Origin of the sequence: Paenibacillus sp. F4, assembly GCF_002894905.1 — a bacterium.
Taxonomy (GTDB): Bacteria; Bacillota; Bacilli; order Paenibacillales; family Paenibacillaceae; genus Paenibacillus; species Paenibacillus polymyxa_B.
The window spans coordinates 25741-46153 of the sequence record NZ_POVS01000017.1; the positions used below are offsets into that span (position 1 = coordinate 25741).

Here is a 20413-nt window from a genome sequence, read left to right on the forward strand (position 1 = left end):
CTGCGGACCGTTTCCGCAGGTTATTTTCTTTTTATAAGCCTTATTTGTCCGATTATAGGGAGAATGTCTTGACTTTGTCGAAGCGGTTCATTAAAATCATAAAATAATGAAAAATGATTTGATGACGGGACCAAGTACTCCGAACCCACAAGCGCAGAGAGGAATTTCCAGGCTGTAAAAATTCCCTTGATGAGCGGATGAATGACCTCCCCGAGAACAGGCGGCGAACAATTGAGGAAACCCTACTGAAAGTGCATTGCAACTGTACTGACAGTGGATGGTCCTGCATAATAGCCGTACTGCGCGTTACGGGCGTTATACGTATGAGCGGAGTCAGTATAATGCTGACGGGCAATGAGTGATTCTTATGCTGGTTGTCTGGGCAAACTCCGGAATGTGGGTGGTACCACGGGTGATTTGTAAACGACAATCCCTCGTCCCTGTTAATGTTAACAGGACGAGGGATTTTTTGTTTTATATTGAAAGTGGAGCAAGAAGAAAGTGCACAATACGAAATACAACGATGGGGGGATACGTTAATGGCCTTTCAAAAACCGACGGGAACACAGGATTTGCTGCCGGGCAGTGTAGAAAAATGGCAAGTGGTCGAGGAAAAAGCCCGTGAGATTAGCCGCCGCTTTAATTACCGAGAGATTCGTACGCCCATGTTCGAACAAACGAATTTGTTCGTTCGAGGTGTGGGTGAAACGACGGATGTGGTGGAAAAAGAAATGTATACTTTTGAGGATAAAGGGAAGCGCAGCATGACTTTGCGTCCGGAAGGAACAGCAGGGGTTGTCCGCTCCTATGTGGAGAACAAACTATACGGAGAGCCGGATGTAACTAAGCTGTATTATATCGGCCCGATGTTCCGGTATGAGCGTCCACAGGCTGGGCGTCAGCGCCAGTTTCACCAATTTGGAATTGAAGCATTTGGTGCGGTCGATCCTGCGTTGGATGCAGAAGTTATTGCTTTCGGGTATCAATTCTGCCGTGAACTGGGCTTGAAAGGAGTACAGGTGGAGATTAACTCCGTCGGTAATGCAGCCAGCCGGGCAGCTTATCGGCAGCATCTGGTAGACTTCTTGATGCCAATTAAGGATACGTTGACCAAGGAGAGCCAAGCACGCATTGAGCGTAATCCGCTACGAGTGCTGGATAGCAAAGATGACCAGGACAAATTTGGAGGTGCACCTTCGATTTTGGATAGCTTGGACGAGGAATCTCGCACACACTTTGAGAAAGTGAAGCAAAATTTGGATGCCATGGGCGTGGAATATACAGTTAACCCGCGTTTGGTACGGGGGCTGGATTATTATACGTTGACAGCGTTCGAATTCAAAGCCGAAGGAATTGGTGCCATAGACACGATCGGTGGAGGCGGCCGCTACAACGGATTGGTTGGAGATCTGGGCGGACCGGATCAGCCGGGCATTGGTTTTGGCATTGGACTGGAGCGAATTCAGCTGATCTTGGAGCATCAAGGTGTCAAACTGAACGAAGCCAAGCCGTTAGATATCTATATGGTAGCGTTGGGAGAAGCAGCAGAAACGGAAGTAACTAAACAACTATTCAAGTTGCGTCAAGCCGGATTTTCCGCAGAACGAGATTATTTGGGGCGTAAAATGAAGGCGCAGATGAAATCAGCCGATCGCTTTAAAGCAAGGTATACTGCGATTCTGGGTGAGGATGAGCTGGTTCAAGGTGAAATTGCACTGAAAAACATGGAAACCGGCGAGCAGCGTACCGTTAAGCTGGATCAGCTGGTGGAAGAATTAGGATAAACAAAATAATGTAACATCAATCGGTGGAGCTTCCTCTGGTTGTCATATAGCTTAACTACTAAACATAAACAGGAGTGTGTATTATGAAAAGGAGTCATCAATGCGGCGCATTGACTCATGCGCATATCGGAGAAACAGTTACATTGAACGGTTGGGTACAAACCCGTCGTGATTTGGGGGGCGTACTTTTTATAGACCTTCGTGATCGTAGCGGAATTGTACAAATCGTGTTTAATCCGGCATATTCCGGTGACGCACTGCAAATTGCGGATCGTGTTCGTAGTGAATATGTGCTTGAGGTTACTGGTACTATTGTTAAGCGTGATGCAGAAACCATTAATCCGAACCTGCCTACAGGTGAAATTGAGGTACGCGTCACTGAAATCGAAGTATTGAATGCATCTAAAACACCTCCGTTCTTCATTGAAAATGGTGTAGAAGTGGACGAGTCTCTGCGTTTGAAATACCGTTATTTGGACCTGCGTCGTCCGGAAATGTACCAGACGTTGAAACTGCGCTCCAAAGCAGCAAAAATATTCCGTGACTTCCTGGACGGAGAAGAGTTCGTCGAGGTGGAAACACCAATTTTGACGAAAAGCTCCCCAGAGGGCGCACGTGATTATCTGGTACCTAGCCGGGTGCATGAGGGTGAGTTTTTCGCCTTGCCGCAATCGCCACAACTGTACAAGCAATTGCTGATGGTGGGTGGCCTGGAGCGCTACTACCAAATTGCACGTTGTTTCCGTGATGAAGACTTGCGTGCTGACCGCCAGCCTGAATTTACGCAGGTCGATATTGAGACCTCCTTTATGCAACAGGATGACTTGCTGCCAATGATGGAGCGTCTTATGGTGAAATTGTTCAAAGAAACAGTTGGGGTAGAACTGGAAACACCGTTCCAACGGATTACACATGCAGAGGCAATGGACAAGTATGGTTCTGACAAGCCTGACCTGCGTTTTGGTCTTGAGCTGATAAATGTTAATGATATCGTGGCAACCAGTGGTGTGAAAGTATTTGCTTCCGTAATTGAAAAGGGTGGCGAGGTAAAAGTCCTCAATGCCAAAGGATGTGGTACTTGGAGTCGTAAGGACATTGATGACCTGGGCCCTTATGCTGCACGTTATGGAGCAAAAGGCTTGGCTTGGATTCAGGTGAAAGAAGGCGAATTCAAGGGGCCTATCGTTAAATTCTTCACACCGGAAGAAATCGAAGCCTTGAAGGAGCGCACAGGAGCCGAAGAAGGCGATCTGTTGCTGTTCTCTGCGGATAATAAAAAGGTAGTTGCTGATGTATTGGGCGCGCTTCGTCTGAAAATTGGCCGTCATTTGGGGCTGATCGACGATAACAAATTCAAATTTGCCTGGGTCGTAGACTTCCCGCTTCTGGGCTATGACGAAGAACAAAAACGTTATGTAGCGGAACACCATCCGTTCACCCGTCCGAAGGACGAAGATCTTGGCCTCTTGGATACCGATCCAGGTCAAGTTCGCGCTCAAGCCTATGATATCGTGCTGAACGGCTACGAAGTGGGTGGCGGATCGATGCGGATTTACAAACGTGATGTTCAGGAGAAAATGTTCAAAGCTCTCAACCTGGCGCCGGAAGAAGTTACTGATAAATTCGGCTATCTGTTAGATGCGTTCGAATATGGTACGCCTCCACATGGTGGCATTGCCTTCGGCTTTGACCGTCTTGTGATGTTGCTTGCAGGTCGTACAAACCTGCGTGAAACCATTGCATTCCCGAAAACAGCCAGTGCGACAGACCTGCTTATGGATGCACCAAGCGAAGTGGATCAAGCTCAATTGGAACAGCTTCACATCCGTCTTGCCCCGAAACCTGTTACTCCTAAAGCTTAAGATGAACGTTTGACTTTGCAAGTGCACCCAATGGCTTGTGGATAGATTATAGAATGCCGTGAACCCGTTACCCTTTTATGGATAATGGGTTCATGATTTGTATGCTGGAGTTCAAGTATAGAGTTCAAATCAGTGAGGGAGGATATACCATATTGTTGCATCAATTTTCACGAACGGAACTGGCTATCGGAACTGAAGGTCTAGAGGTTATGAAAAATAGCACGGTGGCCGTGCTGGGTATCGGCGGTGTCGGTTCGATTGCAGTGGAAGCGCTGGCGCGCACGGGTGTTGGACGTATCATTTTGATTGATAAAGATGTTGTAGATATCACCAATATTAACCGCCAGATTCATGCGTTGACGACGACGGTAGGTCAAAAAAAGGCTGATCTAATGGTAGAGCGTGTGAAGCTGATTAATCCTGAATGTGAAGCGATTGCACTGAACATGTTTTATACGGAAGAAACATATGAGGAGCTGTTCAAGTACGAACTGGATTATGTGCTGGATGCTTCGGATACGATTATTTACAAAATTCATTTGATTAAGGAATGCCTAAAACGGGGGATTCCGATGATCTCCAGTATGGGCGCTGCGAATAAAATGGATCCAAGTCGTTTTCAAGTAGCGGATATTTCCCAGACGAGAATGGACCCGATTGCCCGTGTCATCCGCACTAAGTTGCGCAAGGAAGGTATTACCAAAGGAGTCAAAGTTGTGTTCTCCGATGAGGAACCCATGAAGCCACGTGAAGAAATTACAAAAAAAATTGTACCTGCAAACGCACCTGAAATCCGGAAGGCGAAGCAACCGCCTGCAAGCAATGCATTTGTACCTCCGGTAGCAGGACTGATCATGGTTAGTGTAGCCGTGAAGGATTTGTTAGAACACGCTGGTGTGTAAGTTGCAGAAATAGCATGGCAGTGCATTCGTAGATTTAAATCAGTATGTATTCACTTTAAGACCTGTAGTTCTGTGCATCACATCCTTTGTGTCACAGTTGCTACAGCTCTTTTTTGTTTTGAAAAAGCGCAGCTTACTGCAACAGATTGAACAACTTGCTGGAGGGTTTTGGTATGAAGGATGGACTGTGGTCCAGAAGTCTCGGTTTCAAGCCCGAGCATCATTGGAAAAAAGAATTAGCCGCTGGGGCCATTTCTTATTTTTCCGTTGTATACATTGTTATGGTTAATGCAACTATTTTGGCAGATGCCGGGATTCCCCTCCAAGGGGCGATGCTCGGGACGCTTCTGACATCGATGATCGGCTGCCTGCTTATGGCTTTTGGTGGGAAATCGCCAATGGTCGTTGTACCAGGGATGGGGATTAATGCCTTTTTCACTTATACGCTTGTACATTCTATGAAGCTGAGCTGGCAGGAAGCGCTGATGGTGGTTGCCGTCACAGGGATTTTGTTCGCCATTGTGGCTTTTACATCATTGTACAAGCTGATTAGCCAAGCGATTCCTCATAATTTACAGCACGGAATTACGGTGGGCATTGGTTTGTTTTTAACCTTTATCGGCTTGCAAAAAAGCGGCATCGTAATTGCTCATCAGACGACTTTTGTGGCTATTGGCCATTTTAATGATCCCAAGGTAATTACGGCTTGTGTAACGTTGCTGCTCGCTATTGTATTGTTTGTGCGTAACGTTCAGGGAGGTTTACTAATTAGCATTTTGGCAGGAACTGGGCTTGCTTATATACTGGGAGCTGTAGAGCCTACAAGCACGGTACGAACCTCTGAAACGGTGCGACAGTATGGGCAATTGTTTGGAGAGCTTTCCTTTACAGGTATTGTCTCGGTAGCTTTCTGGATCGCTGTCTTTTTGCTCCTACTCATTGTACTATTCGAGAATATTGGTATGATTACTGCACAAACCAACATGATTGGAAGACCAGATTTATTTAAAAACAGCTTGCGTGTGTTGGCTGTAACCAATATCTTTGCCGGTATTTTGGGTAGCAGTCCGGCGGTAGCCGCTGCGGAATCGACGGCTGGTATTGCAGCAGGGGGACGCTCGGGAATGACACCGCTGGTAACTGCTATTTTATTCGGAGCGACGTTTTTCTTTATTCCCCTGTTGGCTTATATTCCTGACAGTGCCATTGCGCCCGTGTTGATCATCATTGGGGGTCTAATGGTGCAAAATGTGCGAGAGATGGATTTCAGTGATTTTACTGAAGCGTTTCCTGCATTTCTGATCATGGTGATGATGCCCTTTACTTACAGTATTGTAGACGGGATGGCATTTGGTTTTATTGCATACCCTGTAGCCAAGCTGGCAGCAGGACGGGGCAAGGAAGTGCCTGTCGCATTATATATCATTTCAGTACTGTTTGTGGCTAACTTTGTGCTTCATTCTCTGGTGTAGTAAACTCGAAGATAGATTGTACTGTTCATACCCGCGCAGAGCGCGGGTGTTGTTGTTTGAACAAGAATGGTCAGACAGGAAGCGAGGTTGATGGCATATGGAAAAAGAACGTCATACACACCAAGATGAGCAGGAGGACCAGATGAAGGAAAAGCCGGGTAAAAGACCGGATAAGGCTGGCATGGGGCGGTTTATCAAATTGATTGCGAGTGCGCATCCGCCCAAGGCTATTCTGATCATCGCTCTGATCCTGACGCTGATTCAGACCATTGCTGGTTTAATCGTACCCATGATGACCAAAGGGTTGATTGATGGCTTGACCTTTTCTTCACTAAACCGTATGGTCATTGTTGGTCTGCTTGGCGCTTTTGTACTTCAAGCGGTGGCTTCGGCGGTTTCTATTTATATGTTGAACTATGCCGGGCATAAGATTGTGGCTAATTTGCGCAAACGCTTATGGCATAAAATCTTATCTCTACCTATCCCTTACTTTGATCGGAATCGGTCAGGAGATACGATGAGTCGCGTCACCAATGACACAAGCCTGATTATGAACTTAATTACGGAGTATCTAGTCAATCTGATTTCTAATGTGATCGCAATTATTGGTGGTATTGCATTGTTATTTTATCTGGATTGGGTGATGACGCTCATTATTATGGCCATTGTTCCGCTAACAGCCTTGATTTTATTTCCGGTAGGCAGAAAAATGTACCGCATCTCCAAAAAACAGCAGGATGAGATGGCAGATCTGACCTCAGTGTTGAGTCAGGTTATCGGCGAAATTAGACTGGTGAAGGCCTACGGAACCGAAAGCAGAGAGGCCCAGGCCGGTGAGGATCGTATTTACCGGATGTTCCGCTTCGGTTTGCAAGAGTCACGTATCCTGGCCCTTGTAGGTCCCATTTCTACCTTCTTGCTGACTGCAGTGCTGGTCATTATATTGGGTGTTGGTGGTGTTCGTGTCGCATCGGGTGTGCTGACCGCTGGGGATTTGGTGGCTTTTATTTTGCTGTTGTTTCAGGTGGTCACACCGATGGCACAATTCACGACCCTGTATTCACGTCTACAAAAGGTGGTTGGGGCTACTGAACGGATTCAGACGATTTTAGATCATGAAGAGGAACCGCTCGAGTTGAAGCAGGAAGCGGCAAAAGAGAGCAGAGATATTATACTTCGTGATGTTGCCTTTTCTTATACCGAAGGTGAAGAGGTCCTTCATAATGCGAACTTGGTCATCCCGGCTAACCGGACGACAGCATTCGTGGGACCGAGTGGAAGTGGGAAGTCCACCTTGTTTTCATTGTTGGAACGCTTTTATGTGCCGGATACAGGGGAAATTCGTTATGGAGACGAACCGATATCGTCATATACACTTTCCTCCTGGCGCTCCAAAATTGGTTATGTATCGCAGGAAAGCTCAATGATGACCGGAACGGTCAGAGATAACATTACATATGGCTTGGGGCGCGAAGCTGACTTGGAAGAAGTGAGACGAGCAGCCACGATGGCGTATGCGGATACATTTATTATGGATCTACCTCAAGGCTACAATACTGAGGTGGGAGAACGGGGAATGAAGCTGTCCGGAGGGCAGCGTCAACGGATCGCTATTGCGCGTGCGCTTCTTCGTAGCCCTGACATTCTCATGCTCGATGAGGCTACATCTAGTCTGGACAGCTCATCTGAGCATGAGGTACAGAAAGCCCTAGCGAACTTGATGGAAGGACGCACGACGATTGTCATTGCTCATCGTTTGTCTACAGTGGTTCACTCCGACCAAATTATCGTGTTGGACAAGGGCAAGGTGACCGGTGCAGGAACTCATACTGAGTTATTAGAGTCCCATCAGGTGTACCGTGAGCTGGCTCAAAAGCAATTTGTGGAGATGGGGGAGAGGAGTATGGAGCATTGAGGTCGCTTCGCGTATGATTTGATCTTCCGATCGCTCCGCTTCTTCGGATTCAAATCACCCGCTTCGCTGGTGCCGCAAAGCTGCATACTTTTGTGAAAGGATAGGGAAATAGGCATATTAGGAAATAAGGTTGGATTTTTATGGTTAAATGTGTTACGCTTACTTTCCTTTTTTTGTGTCGGAGCAAGTGAATGCGATGCAGAAATCGAGACTTGATATTCTTAGGAGGTAACTGAAATGGAGAATGAGTTTCAAAGTGCCTATCAAGAAGAACAGCATAGGCTGTCGCTTGCTATGGAGGAAATTGATCGGAGATTGGAACGGCTTCGCAATACGCCGGTGTACACCGGGCATGATTTTACGGAGCAAGTGCTAGAATCGGCACGGGAGGAAAAACGTCAGGCTTTGGCCAAAAGCTCGCAGGAGCCTTATTTTGGTCGTATGGATTTTGACGAACGTGGCAGAGGGCAGCGGAAGCCACTTTATATCGGTAAAATTGGAGTGGAGCGTGAAGAAACGTCAACGTATCCGCTGGTGATTGATTGGCGCGCACCGATTGCCAGCTTGTTTTATTCATTTACAGGTGGTGAAGAAACTGCGTCCTATGAGGCTCCCGAGGGAACGATTGAGGGCTTGGTGTATCTGAAGCGCAACGTGGTCATCCGTAAAAGAATTCTGGAACGGGTAGCCGATACGTATAATCGTGAAAGCGACGAGCCGGCCGTTTCCGATGAGTTTCTCGTTTATCGTTTGGGAGAAAACAAGGATAACCGTTTACGGGATATCGTATCTACAATTCAGGCGGAGCAGGATCAGATCATCCGTGCGGCCAAAAATACAGCCCTCGTTATTCAGGGGGTGGCGGGTAGTGGCAAGACGACGGTAGCGCTGCATCGGCTCGCATTTTTGCTGTATCAATACAAGGATCAGGTATCGGCCGACAAAATGGTAATTTTCGCACCAAACCATATGTTCCTTGACTATATTTCAGATGTACTTCCAGAGCTGGGGGTCGGGAATATTCAGCAAAGTACATTTGCAGACTGGGCGCTGGATTTGTTGGGTTTGGATTTACCTTTGGCTGATCCTGCCGAAACATTATCTTATTGGTTTGAGAGTGGCAGTCTGAGAAAGGAATCCATGGATGAGGCGCCGGGAAGATTCAAGGGTTCGGTTCATTTTATGGAGCTGCTTCAAGCTTTTGTTGAACGACTGGAGCCCATTTCCGTGCCAGAGGATGATTTTTCACCATGGGATGGGGCGGTGCTACCGCAAGCTGAGATTTTGAATTGGTTCAATGAGGAATATAAGCCTTATCCGCTCGCGAAGCGGAAGGAGCGTGTGCTGGCAAGAGTGCACCGCTGGATTGAAATGGAGCTGAAAAAGTCGCCTTCGGCGGCAGCGCTCAAGGAACGCAAGAAAAAGGCAGGGGCACGTGAAAAGGCATATGCTAAAAAATGGCCACAATATGACGCACTGACGCTCTACAAGCAGCTTTTTCAGGCAGCTAAAGGGTTACCCGCAGATACGGCTGCGGAGATGAAGGCTTCTCTGCCGCCTGCTATTTTTAAGGCCACACAGTCGGATCTGCGAAAACAGATTATCCGTGAAGAAGATCTGACTGCGTTAGTGTATCTTCATGTGCTGATTCATGAGGTAGAATCATCCCAACGTTTTGACCATGTGGTCATTGATGAAGCACAGGATTTTTCACCTTTTCATATCGCATTGCTGGATTTGTTCGTGAAAGGGCATTCCTTTACGATATTGGGCGATTTATCGCAGGGCATTCATGAATACCGTGGTGTACATGCGTGGGAGGAAATGAGTTCTCTTTTTGCGCCGGAACATACAGGGTATTTTGCGCTTACGCGGAGCTATAGATCAACCTTGGAAATAATAGAATTTGCAAACACGATTTTGGAGCAGGGAGTTCGCGGCGGTATTACGGCAGTTCCGGTATTTCGTAGTGGCGATCCGGTGCGCACGATGTCTTACGACTCATCCGTGCGTGAGCAGAGTTTGCTCACCGCTCTAAAAGAGCTGTCCTCCAAGGAGTATCGTACTGTTTCTGTGCTGACTCGTACCTTAAAAGAGGCTGTGGAACTGCATGAGGTTTTCACAAGCGCGGGGTTGGATGTGAATTTGATTGACGGTGGTAAAAAGCAATATGAAGGCGGTTTGTCGGTACTGCCTGTGTACCTATCCAAAGGTCTGGAGTTCGATGCAGTTATTGTGGCGGATGCCGACCATGAGCATTATGGAGAACGGGCATGGGATGCCAAGCTACTGTATGTAGGATGTACCCGTGCGCTGCATGAGCTGTGGCTATTGCATGATGGCTCACTTCCTAGTTACGTACAGGCACAGACGGAGTAAGCAGAAAAAGCGTTGTAAAGCATCGCCTGAGTTGTTGTATTCCTTTTTGTTTACTGTTTATCTTAGTGATGGAAATTATGAAGTTATGCCAGTCGAAGAACAGCCACGAAATTTATCTTTCGTCTAAGGCTGTTCTTTCTTTTTTGTAGGCGACTGACTTGTAGATCTACAGCCGTGCCGTGACCATGCTATCTGCAACTTGTTAACGGATATGGTAGAATAAGAGGCGGTTTATACCGTATCAGAATCAAAGGTGACTTGAATTTTCATGATTTTCAACCGTATGAGCGAACATAATATAGTATGTTTTCAAAGAAAAAGAGAAAGTGTTCGTTCATAAACCATAAGGAAGTGAATGAAATGGACTTATTTTCATATTCCCAAGAGTCAACGCCAAGCAATCGGTTGCTTGCGGATCGCTTGCGTCCGACTTCGCTGGATGAATATATTGGACAGGAGCATGTTGTGGGTCCGGGTAAGCTGTTGCGAAGAGCTATAGAGGCAGATCAGGTTTCTTCTATTTTGTTGTACGGACCGCCGGGGTGCGGCAAAACGACGTTGGCACATATTATCTCGCAACACACGCAAGGCGATTTTGTACGTCTGAATGCTGTAGAAGCATCTGTGAAAGACGTAAGAGAAGTCATTGACCGTGCACAGACGAACAAATCGATGTATGGAAAAAAAACCATTTTGTTTCTCGACGAGGTACATCGTTTTAACAGTTCACGTCAGGATGCGTTGCTGCCTGCGGTGGAAAAGGGTACGATCGTGTTTATTGGCGCCACGACTGAAAATCCCTTTCACTACGTCAACGGCGCTTTAATGAGCCGTTCTACGTTGTTCCAGCTTGAAGCGCTAACGCAGGAGCATTCGCTGGCTGCTATGCGCCGCGCCTTGAGCGATGCGGACAAAGGGCTCGGCTACATGCAGCTTCAGGTAGATGAAGCTGCACTGGCTCACATCGCGTCCATGGCGAACGGTGATATCCGCCGCGCTTTGAACGCGCTGGAACTGGCGGCGCTCACGACACCTCCGCTGGCAGATGGCACGATTCACGTGACACTGGAAGTCGCAGAGGAATCCATCCGTCGCCCGATTGTCAAGGCAGATGAGTCCACGCAGTATGACGTGCTGTCGGCCTTTCACAAAAGCATTCGCGGCTCCAGCGACGCCGCGCTGTTCTGGTTCCTGTACGCCGTAGAAAAGCTCGGCATGGACCCGATGACCTTTATCCGCCGCCTCATCGCGGCGAGTAGTGAGGACATTGGCCTGGCGAACCCACAGGCAATGGTGCAAGCGGTGAGTGCGCTTGAAGCCTATCGCAATAACGGCTGGCCCGAGGCCAAACTGAACATTGCACAGGCCATTTTGTTCGCTGTGGAAAGCCCCAAATCGAATGCCGTATATACGGCGATTTCACGGGCCATGTCGGCTATGGACGATATTAAATCGGCTGAGGTGCCACTCCATTTGCGTGACGCACACTACAAAGGCTCGGAAAAGCTCGGTCATGTTGGCTATCAATATCCACATAATTATCCGAATCATTATGTGAAGCAGCAATATTTGCCCGATTCGATAGCAGACCAAACCTTCTATCAGGCTACTGAGCAGGGGAATGAGTCCAAAATCAGGCAAAACCAGCGCTGGCGGGATTCACAGTCTTGATATATGTGTGACTTCATATACAGAGTGTGTACGAAATCGTCACGTTACACCATGATCGTGCAAGAGCAAAGAAGGGGATAAGAAGATGAAAGACGTGCTATTCGTTGCCGCGGGCGGAGCGCTTGGAACCTCTACCCGTTATGGCCTGCAATCGCTGTTGCCTGCGGCGGGTGCGGATTTTCCACTTGGTGTGCTGCTAATTAATTGGATCGGCTGCCTGTTTCTTGGTTGGTTCTTTACGGTAACCTTGCGATCATGGCGGATCAAGCCGCGATTGCGACTTGCCATCGGAACAGGCTTTACAGGGGGCTTTACCACCTTTTCCACTTTTGCAGTAGATGCTGTACGCCTCACGGTTCATGATCGTATGCTGACGGCTGTGTTGTACCTGCTGCTTAGCGTAGGCGGAGGGCTGTTTTTGACATGGACAGGTATCCGCCTAGGTACAAAAATGACGCAGGCTACTCCCAAGGAGGAACGCTTATGATCTGGTGGGCGGCGGCAGGCGGGATTATGGGTACACTGGCGAGATACGGGCTTGGCATGTGGGCCGGAAAGAGGTTCGGTACCGTATTCCCGTGGGGGACGTGGATCATTAACATCAGCGGTTCATTGCTGCTAGGCTGGCTCTATGGCGAGTTTACGCAAAACCATTTGTCTCCTGCACTCTGGATGCTGCTAGGAACAGGTTTTTGTGGCGGCTACACCACCTTTTCCACATTCGGCTATGAATCTCTTCAACTGATGGAGCGTAAAGAATACCGACGTATGGCTACGTATGTACTGTCCTCTGTCGTGGTAGGAGTTGTAGCTGCGGCTATCGGGTACAGAGTCAGTTAAGCTTTATACATTTTCGAAATAACACGTAAAAATGCAATAAAAAGCTTCCAATCCCGACTCTAGGCATTCTCAGCCGTGATACGGTTTTGGAAGCTTAGTGCTGTACCTACAGCTATTTTTTATCTCGTTCTTTGTACAATTCAGGTAAAAGGGATTCAAGTTCAGGTCTTGGATCAGGATCAGACAACTTCATTTCCTCCAGCGTTTGGACGGCAATCCGTAGCACAGTATAATCCCTATACCAACGGTTGTCTGAAGGAACGACATACCAAGGAGCTTGTTTGGTTGCGCTTAGCTCTAACACATCCTCATAATACTGGGTATATTGCTTCCAAAATTTTCGTTCCTGCAAATCACTTGGATCGAGTTTCCAGTTTTTGTGAGGTTTTTCAATCCGGTCGATCAGCTTTTCTAACTGAAATTGCTTTGAAATATGTAAAAAGATTTTAACCACCTTTACACCATTATCCAGCAACAACTGTTCGAAATGTTTGATATGCTTAATATTCCGTTTGGCCTGCTTATCGGATATCTGTCCGTGAACACGTGTAATCAGCACATCCTCATAATAAGAACGGTTAAATGCTGCAATATATCCACGTCCTGGGGTAACGCTATGAGCACGCCACAAGAAATCATGACTTAATTCCTCAGCCGTAGGTGATTTAAAGCTGTGGACAGTCACCCCCGCAGGGTTAAGGTTGGAAAATACCTGTTTGATGACGCCATCTTTGCCACTGCAATCCATACCCTGAAATACAAACAAAACGGATTGTTTTTTCTCTGTAAATAATTTGCTTTGTAATTCCGTGAAGCGTTCCTTCAATTGATCTGTTTCCTGTCGGATTTCTTCTTTATTTTTGATATTCTTCGTATCCTTGGGGTCCCATTCTTTCAAAGAAACTTTTTTACCCGGTGTCAGCATTCCTAATGAATCAGACATAAAGGCACGCTCCTTTTCAATTGAAGTATGATCTTGTCTACATCATATACCCAAATGAGGATGTTATCAAAAGTTCCTTATGTATTAATGAGCTTTCAAGTTAATTCGAAAAGGATTACAGAGGGAATAAGTTAATATTCATGCTAGAAGTCCATTGTAGCGCTCTTATTTAAATATGACGGTTCCTATTTTAAAATGGGAAACATACCAATGGATTAAAAAAGGGACGTGCATAGACCATGGAAATTTTTTGCAAGAAATGTTTGTCCAGCATGACAGACATCATAAAGAGAAATTATCAATTCTTTACAATCCATTAACTAAAAACATCTTTCATAAAAAAGTCGCCCCTTCCAAATCTGGAGAGACGACTTTTTTAATTCCTGCTATATCAATGCAAAATGGTCATTCATTTAAACCGTTTCAGGCTGAAGTTTTTCAACCTTATCAATGGTTCCGCCACCCAGACAGCGTTCCCCATCATAAAATACAACAGCTTGTCCAGGCGTAATGGCCTTCTGATGTACATCGAATATGACATGCACGGTTCCATCCGCAAGCCATTGTAAAGTTACTTGCTGATCAGGTTGGCGATAACGAAACTTGGCTGTACAACGGAATTCGCCGGACGGACGAGTATCTGCGCCTTCAATCCAGTTCACATCTGTTGCAATCAGGCTGGTAGAATACAGGCTGTGGTGACGATCACCTTGTACCACATACAGAATATTCTTCTCCAGATCCTTATCCGCTACGAACCACGGTTCGCCTGAACCTGAGCCGCCAATGCCCAAGCCTTGTCGTTGACCCAGTGTATAGTACATCAGACCATCGTGGCGTCCTTTGACTTCACCAGTAGCGATATCCACCATATCTCCACCTTTTGCAGGCAGATATCCACTCAGAAACTCCTTGAAATTGCGTTCGCCGATAAAACATACGCCCGTGCTGTCTTTCTTCTTGGCCGTATACAGTCCCGCAGCTTCCGCAATTTTACGCACTTCTGGCTTCGGCAGATGACCGATGGGAAACATGGCTCGGGACAACTGTGTTTGGCTTAACGCGTTCAGAAAATAAGTCTGATCCTTGTTGTTATCCACGCCTCGCAGCAAAGTAAAGTGGCCGTCTTCTTCCACAACCCGTGCATAATGTCCAGTAGCAACATAATCTGCACCCAAATCCAGCGCTTTATTTAGAAACTCGCCGAATTTAATTTCACGGTTGCACATGACATCCGGATTGGGTGTGCGTCCAGCTTTATATTCATCAAGAAAATAGGAGAATACTTTATCGAAGTATTCTTTTTCAAAATTGACGGTATAGTAAGGAATGTCGATCTGTTCGCAGACACGGCGCACATCCTCCGCATCCTCCTCAGCCGTACAACGGCCAAATTCATCCGTGTCATCCCAGTTTTTCATGAAGATGCCGATTACGTCATAGCCCTGCTCCTTCAGCAGCAGCGCAGTAACGGATGAGTCGACGCCACCGGACATCCCGACGACGACACGGGTTTCATGATTGGCTTTAGCCATGGTCATCACCCAATTCTTTCAATATAGTTGTAGAACCCACCTATTGTAACATAAACGATAATAAGATACGATGTTTGGACGATCCAACGACACGGCGAACGATGGAAGAAAGCTACATAAAACGGGCTAAAGCTGTTCTAAATCGCCCGAAAGCAACTTTTTTTAAGATTGTTACCGTAATGTTTCCCTTTACCTGCCCTAATATGTTAACATAAGCTGAGGGTTAGGATCGGAATAGAGAGGTTTACAACACCAGTTATTCCGCGTGTTTAACGGAATTGTTACTATAAGTGAGGTGGCACAATTGAAAATATCAACGAAGGGCCGTTACGGCCTGACCATTATGATGGAACTTGCAGCCAGGTTTGGCGAAGGTCCAACTTCTTTGAAAAGTATTGCCGAAAAAAATCAGCTGTCAGAGCATTATCTGGAACAGCTCATCGCGCCTTTGCGTAATGCAGGTTTGGTAAAAAGTATCCGTGGTGCTTACGGCGGTTACATTTTGGCGAATGAACCGGCAGGAGTAACAGCGGGAGACATCATTCGTGTACTGGAAGGTCCGATTTCTCCGGTCGATTTCACGGAAGAAGACGATCCGGCAAAACGTCAGCTGTGGCTGCGAATTCGTGACAGCATCGCTGAAGTGTTGGATTCTACTACACTTAAGGACTTGATCACATACCAAGAACATGATGAATTGGACAATTATATGTTCTATATTTGAGGTGGATTAACATGAACAGAATTTATCTGGATCATGCCGCATCGACTCCTATGCATCCTGAGGTTGCGCAGACTATGATGGACATCATGACCGGCCAATTTGGCAACGCTTCGAGCGTTCATGCCTTTGGTCGCGATGCCAAGCGCACCGTCAGCGCTGCTCGGGATGCCGTTGCGGCCTCTTTGGGCTGTAAGCCTGAAGAAATTATATTTACGAGCGGAGGGACAGAAAGCGATAATCTGGCCCTGTTTGGGACGGCTACGGCAGACGGCCGTACTTCCGGGCATATGATTACAACCGCGGTTGAACATCACGCAGTGCTTCATGCTTGTGATGAGCTGGAAAAAGCGGGGTATGAGGTGACTTATGTCCCGGTCAACGGTTTTGGACGCGTGAACCCTGCGGATATCGAGGCTGCCATTCGACCGGACACTTTTTTGATCAGCATGATGTATGCCAACAATGAGGTGGGCGTCATTCAGCCGATCTCAGAAGTAGGGCAGATTGCGAGAGAACATGGCATTGTATTCCATGTAGACGCGGTTCAAGCTTTCGGTCATATATCCATCGACTGCCGGAATCTCCCGATTGACTTACTGAGTGTGTCGGGTCATAAGATTAACGGACCGCAAGGGGTGGGTGCATTATATATCCGTCAGGGTACACGCATTCAGCCGCTAATGCATGGGGGACTTCAGGAGAAGAAACGCCGCGCCGGAACAGAAAACATCGCTGGTATTGCGGGTCTGGCTAAAGCTGCGACTCTTGCTAATGCTTCCATTGAGGAGCGTGGTGCGCACGATACGGTTCTTCGTCAGACGTTGCTTAAAGGGTTGGAAGATACTCTGGGCAGCCAAAATTTTGTAATTAACGGTGATCCTGATCATTCTTTACCTAATGTCCTCAATGTTAGCTTTCCGGCCATTGGTACAGAGACCATGCTGATGAACCTTGACATGGAAGGAATCGCAGCAGCAAGCGGATCAGCCTGCACTTCCGGATCTCTAGAGCTATCGCATGTATTGCAAGCGATGGATCTTCCTGAAGATGTTTTACATTCAGCGATTCGGTTTAGCTTCGGTTTGGGTAATACTACGGAAGAAATGGAATACACGGCCAAGAAAATTGAAACCATATGGAAGCGGCTGCGTACTAGGTACTAGGGATTTCTCCGCATTTTAATAAGAAGGGAGGGGCGGTTTTCCATTTCATTGCATGAACGGAAGCAAGGTCTGACAGGCATGTAGGAAAATGACCGCACCTTCGTTCGGATTGCAGAATGAGGAGGTACCCTATATATGAAGCTTCAAGATATGATCGGACTTGCCGTTTTCGATGTGGAGGACGGGAAGCAGATTGGCAAAATACATGACTTTATGGTGACAGCTGATTGGCGAATCACAGGGATCGAGTTGGAAGGAAAAGGGCTTTTTTCTTCTCACGTGAAAATGGTTGCTTGGGATGACATCGTTGCTTACGGTGAGGATGCGATCATGATTCGCAATCAGCAGGCTGTCCGTAAAACGGAGGCCCATGATATACAACATACGTACTTGCTTGGACCCGGTAAACTGAAGGATCTATCCGTGCTAACAGAGGAAGGGCTTATGCTCGGGCACATCTCGGATGTTTATTTTGACCAGGAAATGGGCAATAACATAATAGGCTTGGAAATCAGCGATGGTTTTGTATCGGATATTATAGAAGGGCGGAAATGGCTGCCCTGCACCGAAGATATGTCCATCGGGGAAAATGCCGTTATGGTTCCCCCGTTAAGCGAGCAGCGTCTGGAAAAAGCCATATATTCTGTTAATGGATAGGGTGAGTTTATTGAGATGTCCGAATTGTAATTCCAAAGATATCGGCAAAATCGGCTCCCATCAATTTTATTGCTGGGGATGCTTTATCGAACTTCAGGTGAATGGTGAAAAAATGTCTGTCTACCAAGTGGAAGAGGATGGAACGCTCAGTTCGCTGGACGACCTATTCTTTGGAGATGAGATGGCACAACAGGACTTGCCACAAATTCATGCTTCTTCCTAAGCTTGACACAGGAAGTGGACAGGCTGCTACTAAGAGGTGTGATCTACATACGGCTTAGTAGGTTGGATAATGCTTGATAAAAAACAACGAAGAGGGTGCCCCGAACGGCCATATTGGCTGGGGGCACTCTCTTTTGTATACCGTTTTTGTGAAGATAGTTAGTCTACAATTTAAAGCGTTTGACCTCTTCCAATAGAAGATCTGCATGAGAATCGAGTTTGGCAGAAAGGTCGGCAATATTATTCATGGCATGACCTTGTTCTTGCACAGAGGAAGCCACTTCCTCTGTAGATGCTGCACTTTGTTCAGAAACAGCGACAACGCTGGAAATGACGTCGGAAATATGCCCGGCATTCACACGGAGATGATCTGCGGCGGCGGTAACGTCCTCAATTTGGGCAAGCATATGCTGAGAAGCGCCACGAATGGATTCAAACGCCTGTCTCGTTGCAATGGCAGCGTGCTCCTGTTCTACAGTTACAGCAAGAGCCTTCTTCATTTCCTCCGCGCTTTGTACTCCTGCAATTTTAATTTCTTCCAGCTTACTCATGATACTGTCACTGGAACTGCCCGCTTGCTCAGCCAGCTTTCTCACTTCTCCCGCGACGACGGCAAAACCTCGTCCGTGTTCCCCGGCCCGTGCTGCTTCGATGGATGCATTGAGGGCCAGCAGGTTTGTTTGTGCGGCGATATCGTGAATGGCCCCGGCCAGCCGCTCAATATCCTGAGTTTTCAGCGCGAGCGAATCTACGGCTTCTCCTGCCGCAGTCGTCGTTTGTCTGGACTCGGCGGCCAGTTTCGCTTGACGTTCTGCTGTTTCATACCCTGCGAGCACGGCAGAATCTGTTTCGAACACGGCAGTTTGGGTCCGTTTGACACTTTCGCCAATCTGGTCGATGGAGCCTGTCATGTGAGTCAGCTTCTCAGAGCCGGAATATACAGCCTCAGCTTGATCGCTCGCTCCTTGGGCAAGCTCCTGAACTGCACTGGAGATTTGTGACGCGATGGTTCCAGTATCCTTAGCGTGCTGATGCATATCATGGGAAGCTGAGCTGACATCACCCGCCGTATCTGATACCTTGCGCAACAGGTGAGAGAGATTATCAGACATGATATTAAAATCTGTCCCCAGGCTGGCAATTTCATCTTTACCCTTAACATCCACACGAGCGGTCATATCGCCTTCAGCTATACGTTTGACATTCACTTGGAGTCTGCGAATCGGCTTAATAAAGTTGTTTGCCGCCCAGATCGCCAGCAGCATAGCAACGACTAAGATGATAGCAACCGTAATAATCAACGTATTACGAGTGGAGTAATACTCTTGAAAAGCAATATCTTTGGAAATAGACAACCCTACAATCCAGCCTGTACTAGGCATCTTTTTAAAATAAAGCTGACGGTCACTACCATTATAGCTATAGTCTGTTTCTCCCGAAGCTGCGCTCAGCAGGGCCGCGGTTGATGAACCCAACTCGGGATTGTCCTTGAGGTTTTTACCAGCCAGCTTGTTGTCTGGGTGCGCGATCACGGCTCCATTTTGGTCAATCAAAAATGCGTAGCCCAATCCGTTCAGGTCTATGCTTTTAATTATTTTTGTCATATCGTTGAGCATTATATCCTCGCTGACCACACCAGTGACGGAGCCATTCGAATTTTTGAGAGGCTTCGCAATAGAAATGGTGAAATTCGTACTATTTGCATCAATGTACGGGGACGAGTAATACATTTCTCCCTTGGTTTTGGCATCCTTGTACCACGGTCGAGCGCGAGGATCATAACCTGCTTCAAACCAGCCAGATCCATCCCAGTAGGATCCATCTTCAAAGCCTGCGTAAATATTGGAAATATTTTGATCTTTATAGTTTTGAAAAGCTGCTTTCAGAGATACGGCTTTGGCATCTGATGAAATATCGCTGGATTCCAGGCCTGCAGCCAATGTTTCAATAATTTTGGCGTTACCACCTATCCATCCGTCGAGCTGATTGACGGTTTCGGAGGTTTTGCTGTTCATAAGCTCTTGGATATCATGGTTGGCCTGATTTTTAACGCTTGTCATGCTAATGATCGACAATGGCCCAGCTGCAACGATAACAATACAAGTAAAAAGGAGAATAAGCTTGATTTTTAAGTTCATGTAACGACCCCCGATGTTTCAGAAATGTGAAAGCTTAAAGTAGTGCTTTGTACTTATATCGTCAGATGGAATGACTTTGTTAATTGTTTTCATCCGTTTTCATCATTTTTTTACAATGGTGATCTATAGGGCATTCCAAACTCGCGGGAAGGATTAAAGTAGAGGTACAGGCATATACTTAAAGGAGGCTAGTCCGGTAAGGAGGC

16 protein-coding genes are annotated in these 20413 nt (G+C 46.9%); 13 read left to right on the forward strand and 3 right to left on the reverse strand.

Annotated features, from left to right (window positions below; genetic code table 11):
* Positions 1 to 539 precede the first annotated feature (539 nt).
* From hisS to crcB (C1T21_RS18855), 9 genes are all read left to right on the forward strand, one after another.
* Positions 540 to 1784 (forward strand): histidine--tRNA ligase, encoded by a 1245-nt coding sequence (gene hisS / locus C1T21_RS18815; protein WP_023989920.1) that lies wholly within the window; start codon positions 540 to 542, stop codon positions 1782 to 1784.
* A gap of 83 nt (positions 1785 to 1867) precedes the next feature.
* Entirely contained in the window at positions 1868 to 3646 is a 1779-nt protein-coding gene (aspS, locus tag C1T21_RS18820; RefSeq protein WP_103049311.1) for an aspartate--tRNA ligase, read from the forward strand.
* Positions 3647 to 3798: 152 nt separating this feature from the next.
* Positions 3799 to 4548, forward strand: a complete 750-nt coding sequence (locus C1T21_RS18825; protein ID WP_013311554.1) for a tRNA threonylcarbamoyladenosine dehydratase — start codon at positions 3799 to 3801, stop codon at positions 4546 to 4548.
* Between the two features lie 173 nt (positions 4549 to 4721).
* Positions 4722 to 6020 carry an NCS2 family permease gene (locus C1T21_RS18830; RefSeq protein ID WP_103049312.1) on the forward strand — a complete coding sequence of 433 codons (1299 nt, stop codon included), beginning with the start codon at positions 4722 to 4724 and terminating at the stop codon, positions 6018 to 6020.
* A 97-nt stretch (positions 6021 to 6117) separates the two neighbouring features.
* Entirely contained in the window at positions 6118 to 7935 is a 1818-nt protein-coding gene (locus C1T21_RS18835) for an ABC transporter ATP-binding protein (protein ID WP_103049313.1), read from the forward strand.
* Positions 7936 to 8172: 237 nt separating this feature from the next.
* A complete protein-coding gene (locus C1T21_RS18840; RefSeq protein WP_103049314.1) occupies positions 8173 to 10314 on the forward strand; it encodes a HelD family protein in 2142 nt (713 codons plus the stop codon).
* A gap of 360 nt (positions 10315 to 10674) precedes the next feature.
* Complete coding sequence (locus C1T21_RS18845) at positions 10675 to 11985, forward strand: replication-associated recombination protein A (RefSeq protein WP_023989915.1); 1311 nt, start codon at positions 10675 to 10677, stop codon at positions 11983 to 11985.
* 85 nt (positions 11986 to 12070) lie between these two features.
* Positions 12071 to 12472 (forward strand): fluoride efflux transporter CrcB, encoded by a 402-nt coding sequence (crcB, locus tag C1T21_RS18850; protein ID WP_103049315.1) that lies wholly within the window; start codon positions 12071 to 12073, stop codon positions 12470 to 12472.
* Entirely contained in the window at positions 12469 to 12825 is a 357-nt protein-coding gene (gene crcB / locus C1T21_RS18855) for a fluoride efflux transporter CrcB (protein WP_025723904.1), read from the forward strand. Before crcB (C1T21_RS18850) ends, crcB (C1T21_RS18855) begins: the two co-directional genes overlap by 4 nt.
* Before the next feature lie 112 nt (positions 12826 to 12937).
* Here crcB (C1T21_RS18855) and C1T21_RS18860 read toward each other — a convergent pair whose 3' ends face one another.
* Positions 12938 to 13768: a PPK2 family polyphosphate kinase gene (locus C1T21_RS18860; RefSeq protein WP_025723903.1), complete on the reverse strand. Its 831-nt coding sequence runs from the start codon at positions 13766 to 13768 to the stop codon at positions 12938 to 12940.
* Between the two features lie 413 nt (positions 13769 to 14181).
* Positions 14182 to 15303, reverse strand: coding sequence for a tRNA 2-thiouridine(34) synthase MnmA (gene mnmA, locus C1T21_RS18870; protein WP_167686416.1), 1122 nt, complete (start codon positions 15301 to 15303; stop codon positions 14182 to 14184).
* Between the two features lie 304 nt (positions 15304 to 15607).
* Here mnmA and cymR point away from each other — a divergent pair, with 304 nt between their 5' ends.
* From cymR to C1T21_RS18890, 4 genes are all read left to right on the forward strand, one after another.
* Positions 15608 to 16027, forward strand: a complete 420-nt coding sequence (gene cymR / locus C1T21_RS18875) for a cysteine metabolism transcriptional regulator CymR (RefSeq protein WP_013311532.1) — start codon at positions 15608 to 15610, stop codon at positions 16025 to 16027.
* An 11-nt stretch (positions 16028 to 16038) separates the two neighbouring features.
* Complete coding sequence (locus C1T21_RS18880; RefSeq protein ID WP_103049317.1) at positions 16039 to 17190, forward strand: cysteine desulfurase family protein; 1152 nt, start codon at positions 16039 to 16041, stop codon at positions 17188 to 17190.
* A gap of 135 nt (positions 17191 to 17325) precedes the next feature.
* On the forward strand, positions 17326 to 17847 hold the full coding sequence (locus tag C1T21_RS18885) for a PRC-barrel domain-containing protein (protein WP_013311530.1): 522 nt from the start codon (positions 17326 to 17328) through the stop codon (positions 17845 to 17847).
* Positions 17848 to 17857: 10 nt separating this feature from the next.
* Entirely contained in the window at positions 17858 to 18070 is a 213-nt protein-coding gene (locus tag C1T21_RS18890) for a hypothetical protein (RefSeq protein ID WP_013311529.1), read from the forward strand.
* A 163-nt stretch (positions 18071 to 18233) separates the two neighbouring features.
* Here the strand turns inward: C1T21_RS18890 and C1T21_RS18895 are convergent, their stop codons facing one another.
* On the reverse strand, positions 18234 to 20207 hold the full coding sequence (locus C1T21_RS18895; RefSeq protein WP_103049318.1) for a methyl-accepting chemotaxis protein: 1974 nt from the start codon (positions 20205 to 20207) through the stop codon (positions 18234 to 18236).
* Positions 20208 to 20413 lie beyond the last annotated feature (206 nt).

Coding starts and splice junctions, on each gene's coding strand:
- C1T21_RS18895 (WP_103049318.1), bottom strand. CDS start 20,207: ATGAACTTAAAAATCAAGCTTATTCTCCTTTTTACTTGTATTGTTATC.
- C1T21_RS18880 (WP_103049317.1), top strand. CDS start 16,039: ATGAACAGAATTTATCTGGATCATGCCGCATCGACTCCTATGCATCCT.
- mnmA (WP_167686416.1), bottom strand. CDS start 15,303: ATGGCTAAAGCCAATCATGAAACCCGTGTCGTCGTCGGGATGTCCGGT.
- C1T21_RS18840 (WP_103049314.1), top strand. CDS start 8,173: ATGGAGAATGAGTTTCAAAGTGCCTATCAAGAAGAACAGCATAGGCTG.
- crcB (WP_025723904.1), top strand. CDS start 12,469: ATGATCTGGTGGGCGGCGGCAGGCGGGATTATGGGTACACTGGCGAGA.
- C1T21_RS18885 (WP_013311530.1), top strand. CDS start 17,326: ATGAAGCTTCAAGATATGATCGGACTTGCCGTTTTCGATGTGGAGGAC.
- C1T21_RS18860 (WP_025723903.1), bottom strand. CDS start 13,768: ATGTCTGATTCATTAGGAATGCTGACACCGGGTAAAAAAGTTTCTTTG.
- aspS (WP_103049311.1), top strand. CDS start 1,868: ATGAAAAGGAGTCATCAATGCGGCGCATTGACTCATGCGCATATCGGA.
- crcB (WP_103049315.1), top strand. CDS start 12,071: ATGAAAGACGTGCTATTCGTTGCCGCGGGCGGAGCGCTTGGAACCTCT.
- C1T21_RS18835 (WP_103049313.1), top strand. CDS start 6,118: ATGGAAAAAGAACGTCATACACACCAAGATGAGCAGGAGGACCAGATG.
- C1T21_RS18830 (WP_103049312.1), top strand. CDS start 4,722: ATGAAGGATGGACTGTGGTCCAGAAGTCTCGGTTTCAAGCCCGAGCAT.
- C1T21_RS18845 (WP_023989915.1), top strand. CDS start 10,675: ATGGACTTATTTTCATATTCCCAAGAGTCAACGCCAAGCAATCGGTTG.
- hisS (WP_023989920.1), top strand. CDS start 540: ATGGCCTTTCAAAAACCGACGGGAACACAGGATTTGCTGCCGGGCAGT.